The organism is Clostridium sp. (genome assembly GCF_036639235.1).
GTDB lineage: Bacteria > Bacillota > Clostridia > Clostridiales > Caloramatoraceae > Clostridium_AB.
On the sequence record NZ_JAVWJB010000071.1, the window covers coordinates 3,616 to 5,329 of the forward strand.

General features: G+C 32.3%; 3 protein-coding genes. All 3 read left to right on the forward strand.

Annotated elements, in window-relative coordinates; genetic code table 11:
- Position 1: 1 nt before the first annotated feature.
- Positions 2 to 283, forward strand: coding sequence for an energy-coupling factor ABC transporter substrate-binding protein (locus tag RR539_RS10210; RefSeq protein ID WP_332483870.1), 282 nt, complete (start codon positions 2 to 4; stop codon positions 281 to 283).
- On the forward strand, positions 270 to 1,028 hold the full coding sequence (gene cbiQ / locus RR539_RS10215; RefSeq protein WP_332500402.1) for a cobalt ECF transporter T component CbiQ: 759 nt from the start codon (positions 270 to 272) through the stop codon (positions 1,026 to 1,028). The genes RR539_RS10210 and cbiQ overlap by 14 nt, the downstream gene beginning before the upstream one ends.
- A 9-nt stretch (positions 1,029 to 1,037) precedes the next feature.
- Positions 1,038 to 1,714, forward strand: a 677-nt coding sequence (locus tag RR539_RS10220) for an energy-coupling factor ABC transporter ATP-binding protein (protein ID WP_332474703.1), incomplete at its 3' end; no start/stop codon positions are given.

Genomic DNA, 1,714 nt, shown 5'->3' on the forward strand with positions numbered 1-1,714 from the left:
TATGAAAAAGAATATAGTGTTAATAGTTATTGCCCTATTAATAGGGATATTTCCACTACTAGTGGTTAGTGGAGAATTTGAAGGTGCTGATGGACAGGCAGAAGGTGTTATAGCTGAAATAAATCCAGATTATAAGCCATGGGCTAAAAGTATATTTGAACCTGCAAGTGGAGAAGTAGAATCAACCCTATTTGCTATTCAAGCAGCTATAGGTGGCGGTGTAATAGGGTTTGGATTTGGAAGACTTTCAGCTAAGAGAAAGGGAGAAAATGAAAAGCATTAATAGTAATGTAAACTCCTCTAAAATAATTAATTTAAGGGCAGAGGATAAGTTAATAGTAACCCTAATAACTACGGTGTTAACCCTTAGTTTAAATAATATGGGGGTAAGCATTATAACAATTATAATGCTTACCTACTTAAATCTTTATGTATCAGGAATATCTCCATTAAAATATATGAAAATAATAGGAATACCGATTGGTTTTTTAGTTTTTAGTGTAATTGGGATTATGATTGAGGTTAATTCAAGTGGGTATATTCAATTTATTTCATTAGGTGGAGTAGATATTGGACTTACAATGAATGGACTTATTAATGGAACGTCTACATTTTTAAGAAGCCTTGGGTGTTTTTCTTCACTTTTGTTTTTTGTTTTAAATACACGGATAGAAGATATTATTTATTTACTTAAAAAAGTAAAGGTTCCAATGTTATTAATTAATCTTATGGAAATGATATATAGGTTTGTTTTCATACTTATCGAAAGTGTTCACAGCATTTATATAGCAGGGGTCTCAAGGGGAGGGTCAGATTCTTTTAAGGGAAAGATAAAACTTATGGGACTTAGCTTATCACGTGGATTAATACTTGGAATTAGTAGAGCTTATAGGATTGATTATTCTATTCGCTCACGTGGATATTATGGAGAGATTAACTACCTAGTAGGGGATAGGGAATCCTCACTTAAGATTTTAATACTAGGTATAGCTATGGGAATTATTCAGGTAATTTTTTACCTTATTTAAGGAGGGAATATGGAGGTTTTAAGATGTGAAAACCTATGTTTTAAGTATGAGGATAAGATGATACTTAATTCTATAAATCTAGCCATAAGCAAGGGTGAAATTATAGGGATTCTAGGTGGAAATGGAGCAGGTAAGTCTACATTATTTCTTAATCTTAATGGAATTCTAAAAAGGGATTCAGGGGATGTGTTTCTAAATGGAGAGAGGCTAGACAAGGGTTCTAGTAAGACTTTAAGAAATAATGTAGGAATAGTATTCCAAAACCCAGATGAACAAATAATAAGTTCAAGTGTTTTTGATGATATATCTTTTGGTCTTATTAATCAGGGACTTTGTGAAGATGAAATAAGAAAAAGAGTTAATCAAATTATTAAGGAATTTAGTCTTGAAAACATAGTAGATATACCTATTCATAATCTAAGTTATGGGCAGAGAAAAAAGGTTGCAATAGCTGGGGTTGTTGTTATGAAGCCTCAGGTTATTATACTAGATGAACCTACTGCAGGGCTTGACCCATCAGGAGTTAGTGAAATGAAAACAATACTTAAGTCACTTGTAAGTGACTATGGAGCATCCGTTATAATTTCAACCCATGAAATGGACCTTGTACCTAACTTATGTAGCAGAATATATGTATTAAATAATGGTGAAATATCCTTTAGTGGAAATGTTGAGGATGCTTTAAA